The sequence below is a fragment of the Mesorhizobium sp. M0816 genome (assembly GCF_040320005.1).
GTDB lineage: Bacteria > Pseudomonadota > Alphaproteobacteria > Rhizobiales > Rhizobiaceae > Mesorhizobium.
On record NZ_JAMYOT010000001.1, the window covers coordinates 127,582 to 149,366 of the forward strand.

General features: G+C 62.6%; 16 protein-coding genes. 1 reads left to right on the forward strand and 15 read right to left on the reverse strand.

Going from position 1 to position 21,785, the window contains the following annotated elements:
* Nucleotides 1-42 precede the first annotated feature (42 nt).
* Together NKI17_RS00640 and NKI17_RS00645 are read right to left on the reverse strand one after the other, a co-directional pair.
* Complete coding sequence (locus tag NKI17_RS00640) at nucleotides 43-834, reverse strand: alpha/beta fold hydrolase (protein ID WP_352592496.1); 792 nt, start codon at nucleotides 832-834, stop codon at nucleotides 43-45.
* A 436-nt stretch (nucleotides 835-1,270) separates the two neighbouring features.
* Nucleotides 1,271-2,020, reverse strand: coding sequence for a glucose 1-dehydrogenase (locus tag NKI17_RS00645; protein ID WP_352905250.1), 750 nt, complete (start codon nucleotides 2,018-2,020; stop codon nucleotides 1,271-1,273).
* 23 nt (nucleotides 2,021-2,043) lie between these two features.
* Between NKI17_RS00645 and NKI17_RS00650 the strand changes: the two genes are divergently transcribed.
* Nucleotides 2,044-2,535 carry a hypothetical protein gene (locus tag NKI17_RS00650; RefSeq protein WP_352905251.1) on the forward strand — a complete coding sequence of 164 codons (492 nt, stop codon included), beginning with the start codon at nucleotides 2,044-2,046 and terminating at the stop codon, nucleotides 2,533-2,535.
* A gap of 11 nt (nucleotides 2,536-2,546) precedes the next feature.
* Here NKI17_RS00650 and NKI17_RS00655 read toward each other — a convergent pair whose 3' ends face one another.
* The 13 genes from NKI17_RS00655 to bglB form a co-directional block, all read right to left on the reverse strand.
* Nucleotides 2,547-3,527 carry an alpha/beta fold hydrolase gene (locus NKI17_RS00655; RefSeq protein ID WP_502894404.1) on the reverse strand — a complete coding sequence of 327 codons (981 nt, stop codon included), beginning with the start codon at nucleotides 3,525-3,527 and terminating at the stop codon, nucleotides 2,547-2,549.
* 559 nt (nucleotides 3,528-4,086) lie between these two features.
* A complete protein-coding gene (locus NKI17_RS00660; RefSeq protein WP_352796224.1) occupies nucleotides 4,087-4,770 on the reverse strand; it encodes a response regulator transcription factor in 684 nt (227 codons plus the stop codon).
* Nucleotides 4,760-5,149, reverse strand: a complete 390-nt coding sequence (locus NKI17_RS00665; RefSeq protein ID WP_023716983.1) for a response regulator — start codon at nucleotides 5,147-5,149, stop codon at nucleotides 4,760-4,762. Before NKI17_RS00665 ends, NKI17_RS00660 begins: the two co-directional genes overlap by 11 nt.
* Nucleotides 5,150-5,151: 2 nt before the next feature.
* Nucleotides 5,152-5,793 carry a response regulator transcription factor gene (locus tag NKI17_RS00670; protein WP_352905253.1) on the reverse strand — a complete coding sequence of 214 codons (642 nt, stop codon included), beginning with the start codon at nucleotides 5,791-5,793 and terminating at the stop codon, nucleotides 5,152-5,154.
* Entirely contained in the window at nucleotides 5,790-8,627 is a 2,838-nt protein-coding gene (locus tag NKI17_RS00675) for a sensor histidine kinase (RefSeq protein ID WP_352905348.1), read from the reverse strand. The genes NKI17_RS00670 and NKI17_RS00675 overlap by 4 nt, the downstream gene beginning before the upstream one ends.
* A 374-nt stretch (nucleotides 8,628-9,001) precedes the next feature.
* Nucleotides 9,002-12,130: a PAS domain-containing protein gene (locus tag NKI17_RS00680; RefSeq protein WP_023674194.1), complete on the reverse strand. Its 3,129-nt coding sequence runs from the start codon at nucleotides 12,128-12,130 to the stop codon at nucleotides 9,002-9,004.
* Nucleotides 12,131-12,785: 655 nt separating this feature from the next.
* A complete protein-coding gene (locus tag NKI17_RS00685) occupies nucleotides 12,786-13,874 on the reverse strand; it encodes an ABC transporter ATP-binding protein (RefSeq protein ID WP_023674193.1) in 1,089 nt (362 codons plus the stop codon).
* A gap of 7 nt (nucleotides 13,875-13,881) precedes the next feature.
* On the reverse strand, nucleotides 13,882-14,934 hold the full coding sequence (locus NKI17_RS00690; RefSeq protein ID WP_023674192.1) for a carbohydrate ABC transporter permease: 1,053 nt from the start codon (nucleotides 14,932-14,934) through the stop codon (nucleotides 13,882-13,884).
* Nucleotides 14,931-15,953, reverse strand: a complete 1,023-nt coding sequence (locus tag NKI17_RS00695) for a carbohydrate ABC transporter permease (RefSeq protein WP_023674191.1) — start codon at nucleotides 15,951-15,953, stop codon at nucleotides 14,931-14,933. The genes NKI17_RS00690 and NKI17_RS00695 overlap by 4 nt, the downstream gene beginning before the upstream one ends.
* Nucleotides 15,950-17,218 (reverse strand): ABC transporter substrate-binding protein, encoded by a 1,269-nt coding sequence (locus tag NKI17_RS00700; protein WP_352635289.1) that lies wholly within the window; start codon nucleotides 17,216-17,218, stop codon nucleotides 15,950-15,952. The genes NKI17_RS00695 and NKI17_RS00700 overlap by 4 nt, the downstream gene beginning before the upstream one ends.
* Nucleotides 17,219-17,307: 89 nt before the next feature.
* Nucleotides 17,308-19,827, reverse strand: coding sequence for a hypothetical protein (locus tag NKI17_RS00705; protein ID WP_023674189.1), 2,520 nt, complete (start codon nucleotides 19,825-19,827; stop codon nucleotides 17,308-17,310).
* Entirely contained in the window at nucleotides 19,824-20,657 is an 834-nt protein-coding gene (gene kduI / locus NKI17_RS00710; RefSeq protein ID WP_352635291.1) for a 5-dehydro-4-deoxy-D-glucuronate isomerase, read from the reverse strand. Before kduI ends, NKI17_RS00705 begins: the two co-directional genes overlap by 4 nt.
* Nucleotides 20,654-21,754: a beta-galactosidase BglB gene (gene bglB, locus NKI17_RS00715; protein WP_352576542.1), complete on the reverse strand. Its 1,101-nt coding sequence runs from the start codon at nucleotides 21,752-21,754 to the stop codon at nucleotides 20,654-20,656. Before bglB ends, kduI begins: the two co-directional genes overlap by 4 nt.
* Nucleotides 21,755-21,785 lie beyond the last annotated feature (31 nt).

Here is a 21,785-nt window from a genome sequence, read left to right on the forward strand (position 1 = left end):
TATTTTTCGTTGCTCGATCGGATGCTGGGCGTTTCCGGCCTGCTACTGACTGACCGATGCAGCAGCATCCTCGATGAGTGACGTGACCTCGTCGGGATGCGAAACCATGAGCGCATGGGACGCACCCTCGATGACGACGGTCTTTACCGCATGCGCACGCTTGGCCATGAAGCTCATGACGGCTGCCGGGATGTTCCGGTCATCCGAGCCGTAGATCATGTAGGACGGCAGCGTCTTCCATGAGGCGACGCCCGAGGCTTCAGCCAGAGCCGCCTGCGCAACAGGGCGTTGAGTGGCAGCCATCAGCAAAGTCTGCTCTTGCGGAACGTCGGCGGCGAACTGGGCGCGGAACTTGGCCGGCTCGATGAAGAGGTCTTGTCCGCCGTCCGGCAACGCGACTGGAGCAAGCGCGCTCCCCAAGGTGCTGCCGGGAAACATGCTGGACAACGTAAGGCTCGATTCGCCGGTATCCGGCGCGAAACCCGCCACGTAGACCAATGCCTTCACATTGGGATTGCCATTGGCGGCCTCGGTGATGACAGGCCCGCCGTAGGAATGCCCCACCAGCACGACCGGCCCGGAAACCGACCGGACGATGGCTGAGACTGCTTTCGCATCGCTGGCAACGCCGCGGAGCGGATTAGCTGCGGCTATCGCTACATAACCGTCTTTGCTGAGCTTGGTGATGACTGCATCCCAGCTCGACGATTCCGCGAAGGCGCCGTGCACCAGTACGATCGTCGGCTTGGGCTGAGAATTCGCGGCCTGCGCCATCCCGCCGCCCGACGCGGCAAGCGCTGCGGTGAGGGCCAGGACTCGAGTTATGTTTCGCATTTGCTTTCTCCCGTGTGGCCTGTGGTGACCAATGCTCAGGAGAATGCGCCGACGCGGCCCGCCAACCTATTGTGCGGAAGGGTCTGTCATACAATGCCAAGGTGCAGGGTAGGTCACCAGGGAGATCAGGTGCCCTGCAGCATGATTGAGGTATCTATGCGGGGTGTGCATTGGCGGCGGTCGCCGGAACAGACACTGAGGGCGCGCGGCCAGAGAGTTGTGTTTGCAAGACGCCGCTGCCGCCGTGGCGAGAGCCTGGCGCGGTCGATCCGTTGAGCGCTGGTGAGCCGGCCGGATCGAACACGGCGGCAAAGCCTCCTCTCGTCAACGACATAGTTCCTGGCCTTCGGCCCGCATCGCCCAATGCCTTGGTATGGGTCAAACAGCCGGACCGGCGTTATTCGCCAGTCTATTGGCGCGACATCGCAGTCGTGGCTCAGAGCACTGCCATCCCGCCGTCGACCCGCAGATTGATGCCCGTGACGAAACTGCTCGCGTCCGAGGCAAGGAACAGGGCGGCTTTTGCCAGCTCTTCCGGCTGCCCCATCCGGCCCAGGGGTATTGCCTCCGCCATCGCCTTTTCAAACAGCCCGCGCTGCTCAAACGGCACGCCTAGCTTATCGAGAATAGCCGTATCCACCGGACCTGGGCTGAGCACGTTGACCCGGATGCCGCGAGACTTCAGTTCGATCGCCCAACCGCGCGCAAAGGCATTTATGGCCGCCTTCGAGCCCGCGTAAACAGCATGACCGTCCAGAACCTTTTCGCTGGCCAGCGAGCCTGTGAGGATGATTGCGCCGCCGTTCCGCATGATCGGAATCAGCTTCTGGACGCCGAAGAAGACGCCTCGCGTGTTGACGGCAAATTGCGCATCATATTCTGCCTCGGAGACGTCGGCCGAGTGCGTGATGGTGTTTATGCCGGCGTTCGCCATATAGATGTCGAGCGCCCCGAACCTCTGGCGGATCTGCTGCGCTACCTCGTCATGGTGCGACACGTCGGCCACATTTCCCTGAATGCCCAGCGCTCCTGCCCCGATCTGTGCGACCGCATCCTCGACCGCCTGCCGTCGGCGGCCGGTAATGACGACTTGCGCGCCCTCGGCCGCAAAGATTTTTGCAGCCGATAGTCCGATCCCGCTGTTTCCGCCGGTGACCACCGCGATCTTGCCTGAGAGTGCGCCCATGTCGTTCCTGCCTTCGAAAAATTGTGCCGGTGCTGCTGCGATGGTCGCAACTGCTGGCCAAGAAAATTTCACGCCGAATTGAGACCGCCAAAATGAGCGGCAATCGCAAACGGCTATCGATTGATAAACTTCCGGCGCTTAGCCAGTTTGACCTCTTGGAGAGCGCTTTGGCCTTCAAAGCAGAACAAGCGCGCGGCGGCGACCCCCGACAGCGCGACGTAGTGTCGAACGCCGGCGATCGCCTCCGCGCTGCACAGGCGCAGTTGCCCGAGCGGCAGCCGTGGCGCAGCATATGTTTCGCGCCTCTGCCAGCGCTCCAGCTCGATGGCGCAGTGGTTCGGTTCCACAATCCGGGACATGAGCCGACAGAACCAGCATTCAGGCCACCGCGCGGCTATGCGAGCGCACAAGATTTGACCTGGCGCGCCACCCGAAATGCGGTTCAGGGCGCGCGAAATATTGCCAAAGGTGGTCATCGGCGGCTCCAAGGAATTGCGGAGAACATGCGGTCGTGACTGAGGGCGTGCTATCCTTTGATGAAGGCGAGCAGATCAGCATTGACCTGATCTTGGTGCGTGGCCGTGATCCCGTGGGGCGCCCCGGGGTAATAGATATCCTTTGCGCCTTTGATCAATCGGGCCGACTTGACTGCCGAGTCCTTGACGGGGACGATCTGATCGTCTTCGCCATGCAGGACGAGGGTTGGTACGTCGAACTTCTTGAGGTCCTCGGTAAAATCGGTCTCGGAGAACGCCTTGACGCTTTCGTACGCGTTCACGAGACCCGCCTGCATGCTCCAGAGCCAGAACTGATCCAGAGTCCCTTGGGAAACCTTGGCGCCCGGCCTGTTCGCGCCATAAAACAACGGTGCGAGGTCCCGGTAGTACTGCGAACGATCCTTGACGAGGCCAGCCCTTATGCCGTCGAATACCTCGATCGGCAGACCTTCCGGATTGGCCGGCGTTTTCACCATGATCGGCGGAACAGCGGCGATAAGAACAGCCTTGGCCACCCGCTTCGTCCCGTGCCGTCCGATATAGCGAGCAACCTCGCCTCCTCCGGTCGAATGGCCGACCAGCGTGGCGTCCCGGAGATCCAGCGCCTCGATCACGGCTGCAAGATCGTCCGCATAGCCGTTCATGTCGTTGCCGGACGTGGCCTGGCTTGATCGGCCATGGCCGCGCCGGTCATGCGCAACGACGCGAAAGCCGTTATGGGCAAGAAAGAGCATCTGGCCGTCCCAGGCGTCGGAATTCAGCGGCCAGCCGTGCGAGAACGTGACGACAGGACCCTTGCCCCAATCCTTGTAGTAGATTTCGGTGCCATCCTTGGTCGTGATGGTGCTCATCGTCTTGGTTCCTTTGATTGAGGGGGAAGAGGGAAGGTTTTGTTTTCGGCTCGTTGCCGAAGCAGCGCGGGGCAGTCCGGCGGCAACCGTAGAGATCAGGCCTGCCAGCAAGACATCGCGGCGAGATCCGCCGACGGAGAAAAGTCCGTCTCTGTTCATCATGTCCATCCATGTGCTTTGAACATCCTGCTCACCATCACGACCGTCGAGTCGGCCTGTGCGGTCGCGTTCGGGGAGGAGCGAGCGAGGAGCGGTAGAAACGCGACGGTCGTGATGGCTTGCGAGGAACAGGATGCATCGATCCGGGCCGCGAACCTATTCTACGGAAGCATCTGTCATACGATGCCAAGGTGCAGGGCAGGCACGCCGAAGATAGGGCCGGGCTAAGGCAAGCTCTTATAGACACACGTCAATTTAGGCTTGGGTAGCGGCGCGGGGACCGACGCGGCATCGCCGGCGTCAGTTGCTGATGCATGAAATGTTGCGAGTTTGTCGGTCAGACTGGCGCCGCCAAAGAGCGCCGCTCAGTGGTAACGATGTTTGGCGCGGGCCTTGCCGCGAAACACCAACAGGACCACCGATGTACATCAGGATCACCCGCAGCAGCACGAGCGTACCAACAGGCAGGAAGGCCTGGGCGCGCTGAGAAAGCACCTGAAATGGCCGGGCGCGCCGGGCGATCCTATTGGATGGGGCATGGATCGGCTTGTGCCAAATTCTAGACCTCGCGCATCGGCGCGGGCAGCGTTTCCCACGCCCGGATCAGCTCACCGATGGAAGCGGCTTCCATCTTGCGCATGACATTGCCGCGGTGAAGCTTGACCGTCACTTCACTGATGCCGAGGTCGAAGGCGATCTGCTTGTTGAGGCGTCCGCGCGCCACTTCACGCAGGACCTCGCGCTCGCGCGGCGTCAGCGTCCCGACGCGCTCGATATTGCGCTTGACGATCACGGCATCCGCCCGCCGCTTGGCATCCACCGCAATGCCGGCGATCACAGCGTCAAGCAGCGTCTGATCCCGCACCGGTTTGGTGAGAAAGTCCACGGCGCCGGCCTTCATCGCCTGGACAGTCATCGGGATGTCGCCATGCCCGGTCAGGAAGATGATGGGTTTGGGGTTGCCGTTTTTCGCAAGATGGTGCTGCAGATCGAGACCGCTCGTCCCCGGCATGCGCACGTCGAGGATCAAGCAGCCGGGGCTCTCCAACACGTCGGCGTCAAGCAATTCACGGGTTGAGGTAAAGCACACCGGCAGGAAACCCGCCGACAGGATCAATTCAGACAGCGCCTCCCGAACAGAGGCATCATCATCGACAATAATGACCAGCGGCTGCTCGGCTTCAGCCCTTCGCTGCTGTGATGATGGCGCCGATCTCGGTAAGGGCAATTGGTCAACTCTCATGTTTAGCCTCCGTTTCTGGGTTGCGTAAAGCGTCGCCGATCGCCGCAAGCAGTGCCTGGCCATCGAACGGCTTGCGGAAAAGCCCGCCAATGCCCTTGGCGCGGTGCTGATCCACTATCTCGTGGCGGCCGGTGATCAGGAACACAGGCAGGTCCGGACGCGCCTTCTTGACCAAGTCACGAAGTTCAAAGCCGTCCATGCCGGGCATCCCGATGTCGGTGATAAGCATGTCCAATCCAGACAGGCCGCTGACCAGCAACGCCCCCGCCGACGAGAAGCTGCGGGCCACATAGCCGGCGGACTCCAGAAGGTCCTCCAGCGACTCGAGCAGTCTTGGGTCATCGTCGACAATCGCCACGACAGGCCTCCGCTTGCTCACGCTCAGCTCCCCCCTGCCCTGCGCGAGTGCGTGATCGGTATTCCCAATCGCTCGGCGATGCGCACTAGGTCGGCGAGCGACGCCGCGACCATCTTCTGCATGACGTTCCTTCTATGAATTTCCAGCGTAACTTCGCTGATCCCCAGTTCAGCGGCGGCCTGCTTGTTGAGCAAGCCGCTGACCACCAGCGGCAGCACCTCACGTTCGCGCGGCGTCAGCTCGAGATAACGTTGCTTCAACATGCCCAGCTCGGCGCGCTCCGATCGCTGTACCCGATCCTGGGCAATCGCCGCATGGATTGCGGCCATGAGGTCTGCATCGCTGAAGGGCTTAGTCAGGAAATCCACGGCGCCGTGCTTGATCGCACGCACCGAGGACGGGATATCGCCATGTCCCGTCAGGAAAACGATCGGCGGATGATCGCCCTCGGCAATCTGCCGCTGCAGATCGAGGCCGTTAATATCCGGCAACTCGATATCGAGGATGAGGCAGGCAGGGACGTCCGGCTTGTCAGCGCGGATATAATCGCCCGCCGATCCGAACGCTAGGGCACACATGCCGTGTGTAGCCAGCAGCTCACTGAGCGCCTCCCGGATGCGTTCATCGTCATCTACGATGAAGACAATTTGGCCGTCCGTCGTCATGACGCCGCTTTCGCTTCAATCGGCAACGTGAAGATAAACGTCGCTCCACGTGGTTCGTTCTTCTCGACCCATAAACGCCCGCTGTGCGACTCGATGATCGAACGGCAGATCGCCAGTCCCATGCCCATCCCTTGCTCTTTCGTGGTAAAGAACGGTTCGAATATCCGGTCGGGAAACGCGACGCCCCGGCCGCGATCTCTGACTTCCGTCTGGACAACATCCCCGATATGGCGCACGCGGATGCTGATAACTCCGTCATCCGCACCAGAGTCCATCGCCTCCATGCCGTTGCGGATGAGATTGACCAGAACCTGCTGGATTTGGACGCGATCGAACGCGACTAGCGGAATGTCGCTTCCGACATCAACGCTGGTGCGAACGCCCCGACGCATCGCTTCCTCGGCCACGAGGTCGCGTGCCTCTGCGATGACACTGCTGAGCGTCGCATTGGTCCTCGTCTCGGTGGATTGCTTGAACAGCGCGCGGATGCGGCCGACGACGTCCGCCGCCGAATTAGCGTCCCGGATTATGCGCTCGGCCGTAATCTTCGCGCGTTCGACGTTCGGAGGGGCGGCGGACAGCCAACGGTGGCATGCATGGGAATTGGCGACGATCGCGGCCAGCGGCTGATTCACCTCGTGCGCGATCGAAGCGGAAAGCTCGGCGAGACTTGCAGCCTGAGTGGCTTGCGCGAGTTTGTCGGAGGCTTGTCGCAGCGCTTCCTGGGCGCGCACCTCTTCGTCGATGTCGAGGGAAACCCCGTACCATTGCACAACCGCCCCGTCTTCATCACGCCGCGGCTCCACCCTGCACTCCGCCCAGCGATAGCCATCTGTTTCGCGCCAGCGAAACCGCATCGCGGAACCGCCGCCTGTTTCGAAACAGCTCAGCAACGTGCGCAGCACCTCGGGAGCATCTTCGGGATGAACCAGTTCTTGCAGCAATTCCTCGATGCGCGGCTCTCCGAGTGTTTCGAAATTGGCGATGACGGCGCGGAAATGGTCCTGGTATCGCTTGTTGAAGTAGACCGGCCCGCCGGTCGGCACCGCGCTCCAAATGCGGACCGGCACAGCGTCGATCATCTGCTGAAGCTGCAATTCGCTCCGCCGCAGGGCCTCTTCGGCTTGCATCTGATCGTCTATGTCGTGACAGAGACCGTACCACTGCGCGATCAGCCCAGCGTGATCGTGCATCGGCTCTGCCCGGCTCGACATCCAGTGATAGATGCCATCGGCGCGGCGCAAGCGATACCTCATGGAGAAGCGCTCACCGGTGGCGAGGCAGTGACTGAGCGTATCGCCGAATGCTGCTGCGTCGTCCGGATGGATGATGGCCGCTATCATCGCCGCCAGCCGGCTGATGCCCTGTTTGTCCAAATCCGTTACGTCAAGGCCGAGAAAGTCGACCATTCGCTTGTTGAAAAAGGTCGGCTCGCCGTCCGGCGTCAGGCGCCAAACATGGCTCGGAACCATGTCGACAAGCTGCGAGAGCTCCCGCTCCCGGTCGCGTAATGCCTCCTGCGCGCGCACCTCATCGTCGATGTCAATGCTGGCCGTGTACCATTGCACGATCGCCCCACTCTGGTTCCGCAGCGGCTCGGCGCGGCCCTCCCTCCAGCGGTACACGCCGTCCGCGCGACGCAGGCGATACCTTATGGGATAGGGTTCGCCGGTGGCGAGCGAGCGGCTGAGCCATTCTCTCATCCTGGGTCCATCGTCGGGATGGACGGCTGCCGCGACCACGGTCGCCAGGCGGCTCGTGCCCGGCTTGTCCCAGTCCGCGATGTCGTTGAGGCCGATATAGTCTGTCGTGCGTTTGCTGAAGAAGGTTGGTTCGCCGTTGGGCGCCATACGGGCGATGTGAGCGGGGATCATTTCGACCAGCAACGAGAGTTCTCGCTCCCGCTCCCGCAAGGTCTCCACACTTTGGCGCAAAGTGAGCACCGCCGCCTGATGCTGCCTGGAAATGGCGGCCACGACGAGCGCCGAAAATGCAGAGATGGCCAGAAAAAGCTGCAGCATGATCTGGTTGTGCTTCTGGGACTCGGGATCGCCGGCAAATTGGCTGGCGCCGGATATCGTGAATACCGCCGTGATCAGAGCGAGAACGGTCAATGCTACGGCGGCGCCTCGGAACTCAAAGCGCACCGCGGCCCAAAGAAGAGGCGGCATGATGATGTAGGCGAAGGGCAGATAGCCGCTCAAGGAAAGGGCGGCGATACCAAGAAAGATCAGCCCCAGGACGCAAGCTTCCATCCACCGCGCCGCCGAGAGCTGCGCCTTGCCGCGCCAGTTCTGGAACACGACCAGCGCCAGTGGCGCTACGATCAGGACTCCCGTCGCGTCTCCGATCCACCACAGCGGCCAAGCCGTCGCAAAGGTTTGCGATTGTATGCCAAACCACGCAAGCGCCGCACTTCCCACCGTCGCGCTTGCAACTGGCGCAACTCCAGCGGCCAGTGCGACGAATGCGAGAACGTCCCGCAACGTTTCCAGCCGAACTGCGCGCTTGCAGGTCTGGTTCACAAGCCATGCGCCGGCCACCGCTTCAAGAGCGTTGCCGGCAAAGATCAGGAAGGCCGCGGGCAGCGGAGTGTGGAACCACAAGAAGTTGCTGAACAGTTCTGCCACACAGGCCCCCAGCACCCACCACGGCCAGCTATACCTGGAGGCGAAGACAAGCGTAGCGATGAAAAGCCCGCTCGGAGGCCAAATGGAAATCCCTGTTCCAGGTATGATTGCGAGCGACTGGGCGAAGCCGCAGCCCAGGACATAGGCCGTAATAAAAAGCCCCAGATGTAAGAATTGGGGACGGTGCGACCAGACGCGCGACAACCTGCCTCTTTCAAGATCACTGATCATGTTGCCGCGAATCAGGCCCGGTTCATTCGTCGCGAAAGATCGGCCACTTCCCGGTCCGGATCGGTCCAAGTCATGCGTTAACGCGCGCGTTGCGCTGGAATCGGTCTCGCCAAGTGAGTTGGGCGCTATCGTCATCGGGTGCCCCTGACGGACAAACAAACTCTGGAGATTGTCGGCGCTTCGTGTAGCACTTGCTCTTGATAGCTGGACTGGGCTGACGGACTCACGTAGCCACCCTAATCCCGCCACGCCCCAACCGCACCTCATGGAAATCCATGCATTGCACGGGGCGGCGGCGCCCCTTCACCGAGAGCCGAAAAAACCAAGCGCTTACTGAGCGCCGCCAGTTATTGCGCAGCTTTCGCTTCAACCGGGAGGGTGAAGATGAATGTCGCCCCACGCGGCACGCTATTCTCCGCCCAAAGGCGTCCGCCGTGAGACTCGATGATCGAACGGGAGATCGCGAGCCCCATGCCCATTCCGTTCCCTTTCGTTGTAAAGAACGGCTCGAATATCTTGTCGGGACGTTCGATACCCGGGCCTCGGTCGCGGACCTCGGTCTGGATCGTGTCCTCTATCCGGCGCACGCGCATTCCGAGAACCTTGTCGCCCGCCGTGTTGTCCATCGCCTCCATGCCGTTGCGAATGAGGTTGACCAGGACCTGCTGAATCTGGACGCGATCGAACGCAACCAGCGGAAGGTTGCTTTCGACGTCGATGTCCATGCGAACGCGACGCCGCATGGCTTCCTCGGCCATAAGGTCACGTGCTTCGGCAACGACGCTGGGGATCGGTGTGCTGGTTCTCATTTCAAGCGAAGGTCTGAACAAGGCACGGATGCGGCTGACGACATCCGCCGCCGAGTTGGCATCGCGGATGATACGCTCGGCCGTGATCTTCGCGCGCTCGACGTTCGGGGGCTCGGCGGACAGCCAACGGTGGCATGCGTTGGAGTTGGCTACGATGGCGGCCAGCGGCTGGTTCACCTCATGAGCGATGGATGCGGAGAGTTCGGCAAGGCTCGCCGCCTGGCTCGCACGCGCAAGTCTCTCTTGTGCCAGCCGAAGCTCCTCTTGTGTCCGCACCTCATTTTCGATGTCGAGGCAGATAACGTTCCACTGCACTATGGCGCCTTCAGCGTTGCGCATCGGCGCGGCGCGCGTCTCGACCCAGCGATATTCACCATCGAAGCGCCGCAGACGGTGCCGTCGCGCATACGGCTCGCCTGTGGACAGGCAATGGGCATATCTCTCTTTGACACCTGTCAGGTCGTCGGGATGAACACCGGCGTCGAGTGTGCCAGCCAGCCGGGACTTTCCCGCTTCGTCCAATTCCTCAAGATTGTATCCGAGGAATTCGCGGAGCTGCTGGCTGCGATATATCGGTTCGCCATCCGGCGCGGCGCAATCGATCATTGCCGGCAGCGTTTCAACGAGCTGCCAGAGAGCGCGTTCTCTCTCGCGCAGCGCCTCTTCGACGCGCAGCTGATCGTCGATGTCGTGCGTAAGGCCGTACCATTGGACGATGCGTCCACCCTGGTCCCGCAGCGGCTCCGCGCGGCCCTCCATCCAACGATAAACGCCATCGGCACGGCGCAGGCGATACTTCATGAAGAAGCGCTCGCCGGTGGCAAAGCAGCTGTCGAGTGCTTCCTTCAGGCTGGCTGCATCGTCGGGATGGACGACGGTGGCAATGAAGGCCGCCAGCAGGCTCGTGTCCGGCTTTTCCGCGTCCGCTATGTCCAGGCCGAGAAAATCTATCAGGCGCTTGTTGAAGAAGGTCGGCTCACCGTTGGGAGACAGCCGCCAGAGGTAGCTCGGAACCATGTTGACGAGCTGCGAGAGCTCTCGTTCCCGGTCGTGCAACGCGGCTTGCGTGGTCACCAGGTCATGGATGTCGACGCTCACGCCGTACCATTGGAGAATGCTGCCATCTTCGTCGCGCAGCGGCTCGGCGCGAGTCTCGGTCCAGCGATAGCCGCTGTCGGCCCGCCTCTGGCGATATCTCTGAACGTAAGGCACGCCCGTTGCGAATGAATGGCGGATCGCCTGCCGTGCGGTGTCGATATCGTCTGGGTGGATCACGCTCAGCGACGGCGACCCGTCCGGGGCGGTGATGTCGTGGAGCGTGGCCCCGGTTACATCGGTGAACCGTTTGTTGACGTAGGAAGGCGTCCCTTCCCGTGTCGTACTCCAGATCAAAGCGGGCACGGTGTCGATCAGCTGCTGAAGGCGCCGCTCACTTTTGCGCAACGCGGCCTGCGCGCGCACCTCATCGTCGATGTCGAGAGAAACCCCGTACCACTGCACGACCGTTCCGTCGTCATCGCGCCGCGGCTCGACCCTGCACTCTGCCCAGCGATAGGTGCCGTCTTTTTCGCGCCAGCGAAACCGCATCGCGGAGCCGCCGCCAGTTTCGAAACAGGTCAACAACGTGCGCTGCACCTCGGGCGCATCTTCGGGATGAATCACCTCGTGCAGCAACGTTTCGATGCCCGGCTCGCCGAGCACATCAAAGTTCGCGATAACGGAGCGGAAATGGTCCTGGTATCGCTTGTTGAAGTAGACCGGCCCGCCGGTCGGCATCACACTCCAGATGCGGACCGGCACCGCGTCGATCATGTGCTGAAGTTGCTGCTCGCTCTGCCGCAACGCCGCTTCGGCGTGCATCTGATCGTCTATGTCGTGACAGAGGCCGTACCACTGGACGATGCGGCCGGCGTCATCGCGCATCGGCTCCGCCCGGCTCGACATCCAGCGATAGACGCCATCGGCACGGCGCAGGCGATAGCGCATCGCGAAGCTCGCACCGGTAGCGAAGCAACCACGGAGTGCATCGCCGAATGCTGCCGCGTCGTCCGGATGAACGGCGGCCTGTATCATCACCGCCAGCCGGCTCATGCCCGGTCGGTCCAGATCCGCTACGTCGAGGCCGAGAAAGTCGACCATGCGCCCATTGAAGAAGATCGGCTCGCCGTCGGGATCGAGCCGCCAGATGTGACTCGGGACCATGTCCACGAGTTGCGAGAGTTCCCGCTCCCGGTCGCGCAATGCTGACTCGGCCCGCTTCTGGTCCTCAATGTCTATTGTCGTGCCGTACCATTGAATGATGCGCCCCTGGCTATCGCGAAAAGGTCGTCCTGAGCTTCGAAACCAGCGATAGACGCCATCGGCGCGCCGCAGGCGATGCTCGGTATCATAGGGATCGCCGGTTTCGAGGCAATGCCGCCATCTGGCGGCTACAGGATCATAATCGTCGGGATGGACGGCTCGACGCCAGCCGAACTCATCGTCGTCTTCGGAAGTGTTGAGACCCTCATGCGTGTTGCCGAGGAACGCCAGGGTGTTTGGGCTGACATAGGTGAATCTTCCGGCGGCATCGGCTGCCCACGCGTGGCCGGGCATGCTCTCGATGATTTGCAGCGCAAGCGTTGCTTCGGGGTCGATTTCGCCAAGTGAGTTGGACGCTGCTGTCATTGGCTTCTCCTGTCGGACAAAAAAGCCTGGGGACGGTCAGCGCTTGATATAGCACTTGTTTTCAATATCTGGACAGGCGAACTCACCGCCTAAATCTAGTTCCGCCATGCCTCGGCTGCATCTCATGGAAATCCATGCATTGCGCGGAGATATCGCCGCTACGGGGGCCCTTACGATGGCCTCGCGCGAGGAGCGACGCGGATCGATGCATCAACACATATCACTGGGAATACGAGCCGGACAGGTAAGACGCTACCGCTCGTCGAAGCAGACAGCAGCCACATCGCGCCTGCGAAGAGCAGAATGCCAAATGGCGCAAGCGTGATCAGGCGCATCCCGGTCCTTTGGATGACGAAGCCGGACAACAGAACCTGATCGGTAGTTCGTACTGAACCTCAGCACAGGTCGTATTATCAGTCAGCCGGATTCAGGCGCGCGAACGTGCCGGCGCGGATCTCCGTAGTGCCGAAGACCGCCCACGAGAAAATCCACTTTGAAGTGTTTCCGGATCATCCTGTGGCAGCAATGATCGCAGAGAGCGCCCTCTTGAAGAGTTCGGTTGTCTTAACGTTCACCTATTTTGACAAGCGCAACACGCATTCGCTGTGCGCAGTTGCGAGGGTTCATGAAAAGCAACCCACTATCTTGCCGCCGGCTAACGCGGTGCGACACGCAGCCCGGCGGCATCGAAGAGATGCATGCGCTCCGGCGGCAGAGCGAGGTTGATCGGCGGCCCTTGCGATTCAACGCCCTGCTGCTTGAGAACGGCGATAAGTTTGCTGTCGCCGGCAATGGTGGCGTGGACAACTGTTTCCGGTCCCAACGCCTCGGCCAGCGTTACCCGCGCTTCCACCGATCCCTTGCCGCCATTCGAAAGTTGGATGTCGTGTGGCCGGATGCCAAGCGTCGCGTCGTCTCCCGGTTTCAGCGCGACCCCGTCGGCGGCGATCGAGGCCGACAGCCCGCCTGGACCTTCGACACGCACCTCGGCGCCGCTTGCCGAACGCACCTTCACCGGCAGCAGGTTCATCCGCGGCGCGCCGATGAAGCCGGCGACGAACAGGTTGGCCGGCGCGTTGTAGAGATCGAGCGGCCGGCCGACCTGTTCGATCCGCCCCGAGCGCATGACCACGATGCGGTCCGCCAGCGTCATCGCCTCGATCTGGTCATGGGTGACGTAGACCATCGTGGTTGCCAGCCGCCGGTGCAGGCCCGCCAGTTCAGCGCGCATGGTGATGCGCAGTTCGGCATCGAGGTTGGACAGCGGTTCATCGAGCAGAAAGGCGGTCGGATTGCGCACCACCGCACGGCCGATCGCCACGCGCTGCTTCTGGCCGCCCGACAATTGACCGGGCCGGCGGTCTAGATAGGGAGCAATTTCCAGCATGCGCGTCGCTTCCGTGATCCGCGCGTCGATCTCGGCCTTCGGCATACGAATGTTTTCAAGCCCGAAGGCGAGGTTCTGGCGCACGCTCATGTGCGGGTAGAGCGCGTAAGACTGGAACACCATCGCCAGACCGCGTTGCGCGGCCGAAACGTTAGTGACGTCGACCCCGTCGATCTCGACCTTGCCGTCGGTCGGCCGATCGAGCCCGGCAATCAACCGCAGCAGCGTGGACTTGCCGCAACCCGACGGGCCGACGAGGACCAGCATCTCGCCGTCACCGACGTCGAGGTTGATGCCGTGCAAGATCTTCATCTTGCCGTAAGCGCGATCGATGTTGGTCAGCGTTATCCGTCCCATGACATCCTCACTTCAGCCCGGTGCCGGCAATGCCGGAAGTGATGTAACGCTGCAGGAAGACGAAGACGAGGACGACGGGGATCATCGTCACCACGGTCATCGCCAGGATGTAGTGCCACTGCACGTTTAGCTGGCCGGCATAGGTGTTGAGGCCGACCTGGAGTGTGTAGAGTTCCTTGCGCGACAGCACCACCAGCGGCCACAGAAAGTCGTTCCAGCGCCAGACGACCGAGAAGATCGCCAGCACGGCGAGCGCCGGTGCTGCAAGCGGCAATACGATGCGCCAGTAGATCTGCCATTCGGAAGCGTTGTCCATGCGCGCCGCATCGAGCAGCTCGTCGGGGATGGTCAGCATATATTGGCGCAGCAGGAAGACGCCGGTTGGCGTCGCCACGGTCGGCAAAATCACGCCCCACAGCGAATCGAGCAGTCCGACGGCGCCCACCACCGAATAGAGCGGCACCAGGATGACCGACAGCGGCACCATCAGCGTACCGACGATCACAAGCATCGTCAGATCGCGACCGCGGAACTTGTATTTCGACAAGGCGAAGGCGGCCATCGAATTGGTGAGCAGCGTGATCAGCGTTGCCATTGCCGTCACAAAAACCGAATTGCGCAGATAGCGCAGGAAGTCGAAATGGACGAAGGGCTCGGTGTAATTCTCCGTCGCGAAGCCGATTTCGCGCACCGGCTGCCGGTCGGCGATGTTGACCTTCACGATATCGTTCGGCGCCTGCGGATCCACCATTTGCGCCACGATGCCGATGCGCCGCACCTCGGCCAGCACCTTGGTCGAACCATCCGGCAACTTCACCCTGTAGAGGGTCAGCGGCTTGTCGTAGCCTTCGACCCTCGCGTGTTGGCTGACATAAGGCATTATGGTCGGCGGGAACTCGGCGAGCTGTGCCGGCGTCTTGAATGACGAACCCACCAGCCAGACGGCCGGGCCGAACATGATGACAACGCCGCCGAGCAGCCACAGCCAGCTCACGATATCCGTCCAGTGCCAGCCGCGACCGCCGCGCCGGCGGGTCAGGAATGTCATCACGCCGCTCATTCGCGGGCTCCTTTCCGCTCACCCCGGCGTCCGACCTGCAGCTGAACCAAGGTGAGCACGACCAGCACCAACCCCATCAGGATCGAAGCCGCCGAAGCCAGCCCCGGGTTGCGCAGCAGGGAGGCGAAGCCGATCTCATAGATGTACTGCGTGATATAGAGGGTCGAGGTTCCCGGCCCTCCACCCGTCAGCACATAGACTTCGTCGAAGATCTGCACAGCGCGGATCAGCGCCAGTACGATAACGACAAGCAGATTCGGCATCAGCAGCGGCAGCGTGATGCGCCAGAACACCCGCGCCGGCTTCGTGCCGTCCATCTCGGCCGCTTCGTAAAGGTCGCGCGGGATCGCCTGCAATCCGGCAAGCAAGATCAGCGTATAGAAGCCCATATGTGCCCAAACCGAAACGCTGACCGCGGCGGTGAAAGCCCAGAAACGGTCTGTCAGCCAGTTGTGCGGCTCGCCGCCCAGATCATGGACGATCAGGTTGAGCAGACCCTGGCGCTGCAGGATCCAACGCCAGATCAGGCCGGTGACGACGGGCGACAACAGCACCGGAAAGAAGAACACCGCGCGCCAGAAGCTGCGCCCGACGATCTCGCGGTTGAGGATCAACGCTGTCGCCATCGACACGACCGTCATCAGCGCCACCTGCACGACGACGAACAGGCCGGTATTGTGCACGGCCTTCCAGAAGAGATCCTCGTGGCAAGTGGCAGTGTCCAGGTAGTTGCCGCAATCGAGCAGGCGCTGATATTGCTCGAGCCCCACATAGGTTCGGTCCTGCAGGAAGTAGGCCGTTCCCGACGTGGCCGAATAGAAAAAGTTGATGATCATCGGCACCAGGACGAAAATGCCGAAGATCGCCATGTTTGGGGCGAGGAAGAACGCGGCCATGCCGCCGGTGCCCGTCGCTCGCTGCCAGAACTTCAGCGGCACGTTGACGATCGACGCCAGCCACACGACCGGCGCCGCGAGGGCGGCGCCAATCCCTGCCTTCAGTGTCGCGGCGGCGGTCACTTCGCCTCGGCAACCTTGTCGGCGATATCCTGGTCGATCCTGCCCCAGGCATCGTCGAGGCTGAGCTCGCCGGCCATCACCTGGCTGACGCGCGTCACCAGCGCGGCGAAGTAAGCGTTGGCCCACTTCCACGGCGGCAGCGCATCGGCCGCCGGCAGGGTTTCACCCGCCGCCTTGACGAACTTGTCGAGCGCCGGACCGACGTTCTTGTCGGCCGAGACCCATTTCAGCCCGCCCTTGTCTACGACGCCCTTGTGCGCGGGCAGAAACAGCGTGCGCTCGCTGAACTCTTTTACCACGTCTTCACGGGCCAGATAATCCATGACCTTGGCGACGTCCTTGGGATTCTTCGTGTATTTGATGGCGACCAGCGCCGCGCCGCCCTTCACGCCCGAACAGCCTGCGGTAGCGCAAGGCGAGCCGGTCGCCACCCAGTCGAAACTATCGCCGATCTTGGTCGATAGATTGGCGACCTGCCAGCTACCCGAATAATAAAACGGGATCTGGGCGTTGATGAAGTCGTCGGCGGCCGCGCGATAGGTCGAGCCTGCCGCCGAAACCCAGGTATCCTTCAGCATCAGGCCCTTGGCGGTCCAGTCGACGAGCTTGCCGACGAAAGCCTTGGTGCCGTCGTCCACTTTCGCCGGCATGCCATCGGGGCCGATATAGTTCGCTCCGAAGGAGACATTCGGACCCGAAATGCGGTGACCGGAACGGTCGATGGCGAAGGCAGCCGGAAGCTGCTGGCTCTTCGCCACCTCGGCGGCGGCTTTGACCCAGTCGTCCCAGGTCGCCTTGTCACCGGGCAGCGGCACGCCGGCCTGTTCGAACAGCGTCTTGTTGGCGAAGCCGCCGGTGAGCGTGAGCTGGGTCATGAAACCCGGGATGGCGTTGGAGCCGTCGGGGCGCATCCAGTCCAGCGTGTCAGCGAAATTGTCCTCCCAATATTTCGGATCGGCCACCAGTGGCCTGAGATCGAGCCAGTGCTGGGCAAGCTCCTTGATGTTTGTGACGCGGGCGATGTCCGGACCCTGGCCGGCTTCGAGCTGGATGGGCAACTGCTCCTGGATCACCTTGTAGGCGACGTTGTCGAGCGTGACGTGGATGTCGGGATTGTCCTTCATGAAGCGGTTCAGAATGTCCTGGATGACATCGCCCTCGACACCGTCCGAATACCACATGATACGCACGTCGCCGGCAAACGCGCTGGTCGATGCGAGCAGGCTGACCGATAGCGCGGCCAGCAAAGTGCGGGTCTTATTCATGCTTCGTCTCCTCCTTTAGCGGGGCGGCGCCCCGATGGTTCAAGCCTGCTACGCCCTCCTCCTCTTGAGCGTCGCAGCCGATCTCCTCCCTACTCTCTGTGCTTCATGCGCATCGCCTCACCGCGCACGGTCCAGTTGGCCGGATCGAGTGTACGTCCCTCAGCCACGATCCTTGCGTCGGCGAGGAAATGCACCGTGCCGTATTCCGGATCCTCGACGATCAACTCGCCGCCGGGACCCGACCGCACCGACAGGTCCCCAAAAACGGCAGTCCAGGCGTCGAGGGCCGGCCGATTGGCATTCTGGTCACCGAGGCGAATGATCCATGTCGTCCTGCGTCCCGCCGCCCGCAACTCGTTGCCGGCCGTCGGGCCGGCCACTACCTGCGTGAGCGGAACATCCGTCTTCAGCATGACGAAGGCGTCGCCCGATTGCGCGAACGCCCGATCGCCACCCACTTGCACGGCATCGAAGGCACGTGCGGGAAACCAGGCGTGCGTGAAGTCGGGTTGTTCATCCGAGCAGAAGAAGCTGACGACGGCGAGGTCGCGGTATTGGTGAAGCCGGGGCAAAGTGCCTGAGCCACCCCAATATGATGGTCTGCCATATCCCGACTGCAGCACTTCGCCGGGGTGGTTGATCCAGATCTGCGCATCCGGATTCTTGCCCAGCCGGGCGTGAATGACGGTCTCCTGATAACCCCATTGGTTCCAGCGGTAGCCAGCGGCGCTGCCCATCGCATGGTCGCGCGTCTTGTAGTGGTAGAGCCGCGCGAAGCGGTCTTGTCCCTGCGCAAAAGTCCATTCCCACGCCGTATCGTCGGTGAGGGAAGCAATTGCTGCCAACCCGTCCGGAACGCTCAAATCGTGATCCCGCAGGCACAATGCCAGCTGCGGCAGCGCGTGAAAGCGCATGCCGTAGTTGCCCTTGCCCCAAAGCATGCGGCAGATGCCGGATAATTCCAGGGAACGCGCGGCGCGCAGCGTGTGCTCATAGGAGCGGCCCTGCGCCCCGGTGAGGATGCCGCGATGCGCCGAGCGGGCGACGATTTCAAGCAGGCGTATGATTGCCTTGCCGGCACGTTCGGCGATGTCCTTGTCCGGGGCCAGCGCGTAAAGCGCGCACAGGCCCTTGAGGTCGATCGGGAAATAAGGCGCCGAGTTGAACTCGGCCATCTCCCATGCCTCGAAATGGTCGAGCCAGGCGCGTACACGCGCGGCTCCAACCGCGGACTGTTCGCGGCCAAGGCGGCCCGACCGCACGAACCGCACATCAGGCAACAGGCCCCCGGCAATATAGGCGGCGGTGTGGAAGAGCAGCGCGTGGTTCTCGGAGAAGTACCACTGCACATCATTGCCGGGCTCGTCCATCCAGTAGCGATAGCCGAGGATGGCGTTGTCGACGCGCGCGCGCAGGCTCGCTTCCAGCCGATCGCCATAGGCCTTGCGGCACCACAGCAGCGGCACCAGGATGAAGTCGGCGCAATCGTGACAATCCTCGATCGCCGGCAGCGTGCCAGAGATCATGGCGTCGGTCTCGGCGCCCTGCCGCCCGATCGCCAGGCGCGCCAGCGCGCGCACGGTGTCGGCCTCGGCGTGACCGGCGACCTCGCGCAGGGCTTCATCTATACGCGCGGTAAGCGTTTCCGGCGCATCGCCCTGACGGCGCGCGTGGCATATCTCGACGCCGAAGACACGCGATACGGAATGGTCTGCGACCGTCAGCGCCACCTTGAAATGGCGAAAGTCGGCCGGCAGCTGCTCGGTATCGGCGATCGGCAGCCGCGTCTGGCCCGCCGGCAGATCGAAGGCGAAGCGCACCGGCGTCTCGATCGACATGAAATCGCCTTCGATCTCGATCTCGACTTGCGCGTCGCGCGGCAGGGCCACGCCGGTGACGAGCGCCACCTCGCCGCCGTCATAGGCGGGACGGTCGAAATGCATGTCGTCAAGGGCTGCTTCCATCGCATCGGCAACGCCGCTCTCGACTTCGATCGGCAGTGCCACCGAAGCAGCCGGACCGGATAGATAATCGAGCTGGAAATAGTAGCGGGCGTCGCGCTCTGCGAGATCGTCGAACCATATCCGGACGTCGTTGCGGCCAGCCTTCAGCGCGATCTTGAAATGCTCTGCACTTTCCAGGTTGCGGCCGTAGGGCGCCATCCAGCCGGCTTCCTCGCCATTGGCAAAGAGTGTGGCGCCGCCGCATGTGCGCAGCCGCACCAGCGCCTCGCCAGTCGAGGCCGCCTCGATGGTGGTCTCGGCCCAGGTTCCAAGCACCGTCGGCCGGAACCAGAAGCCCGATAGGTCGATGCGCGGCGAGGCGAAGGGCAGCCAGATGCGCTCGGCGCCGAATTCGGCGCTGACCTGTGGTCGCTTGCCGCGTCGTTCCGCTGCGAACTGCGTGCGGCACGGATATTCATGGGGAATGAAATTCTTGTGCTTGGTCAGGAAGAAGAAGGGATCCATCTCGCCTTGCATGGGCTGGTCGGCCACGTCGTAGCGTTGCTCGGCGATAGACCCGAGCCGCCAATAGACGATTGGCTGCCCCGCCATGAGCGGCCGGCGCAGCGTAAAGTCCGTCCGAACGCTTTGCGCGGCCTCGCTCATCGCAAATCCTTCACGGCAACTGGATCGACATCGGTGTAGGCCTGGTTCTCGCCGGTCATGCCCCAGACGAAGGCATAGGGGCCGGTGCCGGCACCCATATGGATAGACCAGGCAGGCGACAGGACGACGTCGCCGTCAGCGACCATCAGGTGGCGCGTCTTGTCTGGCCGGCCCATCAGATGGATTACACGGTCGGCCTCGGCGAGGTCGAAATAGCAATAAGCTTCCATGCGCCGCTCATGCAGATGCGGCGGCATGGTGTTCCACACACTGCCCGGCGCGAGGTCGGTGATCCCCATCAGCAAGAGGCAGGACGGGGCCACTTCGGGATGGATGTACATGCGCAGCGTGCGCCTGTTCGCGCGGGCCTCCTCGCCGAGCACAAGCGGCTTGGCTTCGCTGCTGACGATGAGACGGTGCGCAACATTGGCGCCGGCCGGCACCGAGTTCATGTAGAAGCGTGCCGGCCTCTCCGGATCGTCGCTCTCCAGCGTCACCTCACGCGCTCCGCGTCCGACATAGACGATGTCGCGGTTAGCCACGTGAAAGCGCCGGCCGTCCACCGCGACCGCGCCATTGCCGCCGAGATTGGCGATGCCCATCTCGCGCGCGTCAAAGAAGAGCGGGGTGCCGACTTCGGCCCCGTTGCCGAATGCCAGCGGGTTGGCCAGCGGCACCGCGCCACCGACGATCATGCGGTCGACATGGGTGTAGACGAATTCGATCGCGCCAGGCCGGAACAAGCCGTCGACGAGGAACTCGGCCCTCAGCCGGTCCGTGTCCATGCCGGCAATATCGCCCGGCGACGCGCCATAGAGCGCCCGCATCATGCCGCCTCCACCTTCGACTGCAGATGCCGCGCCCCTTCGGTCAGGCACAGAATGGCCAGCGCCTGCCCGTAGCCCGTCGGATGGATGGGTATATCGCGATAGAACTGCAGGTCGGCGCCCATGCGTGTGCCATAGGACACGTTCGCCACCACACCTTTGTCATCGATGTTGGCCACCACGGCTTCCAAGGCGCGGAGGCCGGCGGCACGGCACTCTGTCGAGCCGATTCCGAGCCGCGCGGCCTTCATCAACCCGTAGCCGAAGCCGGCCGTGGCGGAAATCTCCTCGTAAGATGTCGGGTCGTCGAGCAGAGTGTGCCATGCGCCCGAACCTGCCTGCACCTCGAGCAGGGCGTTGATCTGCGTGTCCAGCACGCCGAGCAGATAGGCCCGGACCGAAGGTGCAATTTCGGCGAACTCCACCAGTTCCAGGATGCCGACGGTAATCCAGGCATTGCCTCTCGCCCAACGCGCGCGGGCGAAATTGTGCCGTCCCGCGAACGTCCAGCCGTGAAACCACAGCCCTGATGCCGGGTCAGCGAGATAACGGGCGTGGACCAGGAATTGCCTTTCTGCTTCCTCGACGAAGCGACGCTGGCCGGCAGCCTGGCCGTAGGATGCGAGGAACAGCGCCACCATGAACAGCGTGTCGTCCCACAATTCGTCGTCGTTGACCCGGTCCGAAACATCATGCTGGAAACCGCCTTCGGGCGTCCGCGGCAAGGCGGTGGCCACGCGCTCGGCCCATTCGCGCAGCACCGGCTCGAAGCGCGGCTGGCGCCGGCGCCGCCACAATTCGCTTAGCGCCAAAAGGGGCGCGGTGGTGTTGACGTTCATCGCAGGGAGACCGGCAGCGATGCGTCGGTCGTACCAGGCCTCGATCGTCTGCAGCAGCCGATCGTCGCCGGTCTGCGCCCACAGCCGAACCAGCCCGTAGAGCCCGACGCCTTGCGGCCATTCCCAGCTGTCGAAGCTGACATAGTCGCCCGGCGTGCCGTCGAGATTCGGCTCATGGAACCGCCCGTCATGACGCAAGCCGGTCATGCCGGCCACAAGGCTGGCAAGCACGGAATTCAGGCGTTCGGCCGATAGCGGCATCACTCCTCCCGTTTCTCCCGCTTCATCGGAA

What these genes read in the sequence shown, in the direction of transcription:
- NKI17_RS00640 (WP_352592496.1), bottom strand. Translation starts at nt 834, where the DNA reads ATGCGAAACATAACTCGAGTCCTGGCCCTCACCGCAGCGCTTGCCGCG.
- NKI17_RS00645 (WP_352905250.1), bottom strand. Translation starts at nt 2,020, where the DNA reads ATGGGCGCACTCTCAGGCAAGATCGCGGTGGTCACCGGCGGAAACAGC.
- NKI17_RS00655 (WP_502894404.1), bottom strand. Translation starts at nt 3,527, where the DNA reads ATGAACAGAGACGGACTTTTCTCCGTCGGCGGATCTCGCCGCGATGTC.
- NKI17_RS00660 (WP_352796224.1), bottom strand. Translation starts at nt 4,770, where the DNA reads ATGAGAGTTGACCAATTGCCCTTACCGAGATCGGCGCCATCATCACAG.
- NKI17_RS00670 (WP_352905253.1), bottom strand. Translation starts at nt 5,793, where the DNA reads ATGACGACGGACGGCCAAATTGTCTTCATCGTAGATGACGATGAACGC.
- NKI17_RS00680 (WP_023674194.1), bottom strand. Translation starts at nt 12,130, where the DNA reads ATGACAGCAGCGTCCAACTCACTTGGCGAAATCGACCCCGAAGCAACG.
- NKI17_RS00685 (WP_023674193.1), bottom strand. Translation starts at nt 13,874, where the DNA reads ATGGGACGGATAACGCTGACCAACATCGATCGCGCTTACGGCAAGATG.
- NKI17_RS00690 (WP_023674192.1), bottom strand. Translation starts at nt 14,934, where the DNA reads ATGAGCGGCGTGATGACATTCCTGACCCGCCGGCGCGGCGGTCGCGGC.
- NKI17_RS00700 (WP_352635289.1), bottom strand. Translation starts at nt 17,218, where the DNA reads ATGAATAAGACCCGCACTTTGCTGGCCGCGCTATCGGTCAGCCTGCTC.
- NKI17_RS00705 (WP_023674189.1), bottom strand. Translation starts at nt 19,827, where the DNA reads ATGAGCGAGGCCGCGCAAAGCGTTCGGACGGACTTTACGCTGCGCCGG.
- kduI (WP_352635291.1), bottom strand. Translation starts at nt 20,657, where the DNA reads ATGATGCGGGCGCTCTATGGCGCGTCGCCGGGCGATATTGCCGGCATG.
- bglB (WP_352576542.1), bottom strand. Translation starts at nt 21,754, where the DNA reads ATGCCGCTATCGGCCGAACGCCTGAATTCCGTGCTTGCCAGCCTTGTG.